The sequence below is a fragment of the Peribacillus sp. SIMBA_075 genome (genome assembly GCF_046534585.1).
This window is the reverse complement of the sequence record NZ_JAWRYN010000755.1, coordinates 1-267: the sequence shown is the minus strand read 5'-3', so window position 1 is coordinate 267 and position 267 is coordinate 1. Positions and strand designations below refer to the sequence as shown.

Genomic DNA, 267 nt, shown 5'->3' with positions numbered 1-267 from the left:
CTGAACAAAGCCTTCAGATTTGATGTCGGGCAAATATCCTTTGTACTCTTTCTGAAGCTGCGTCCAGTATTGCTCTACTCTCTCTAGCTGCAAATGGCTTACCTGCTGCTGGACGATCTCGTTTATCGGGTCAGCAGTGGGTGTAGCAGAAGCGAATACACCTTCAATCGGTAGGAGCATTAGTAGGAACAAGACGAGGATCAACTTGCGTGTAAGCGCCACTGACATCCCACCTCCCCTCACGCCGGCAACAAGTCGATGACTGTC

Annotated in this window: 1 pseudogene; it reads right to left on the bottom strand. The window is 50.2% G+C overall.

Annotated features, from left to right (window positions below):
* Window positions 1–228: pseudogene (locus SB775_RS30225) on the bottom strand (stage III sporulation protein AE); the annotation flags it as partial.
* Window positions 229–267: the final 39 nt, after the last annotated feature.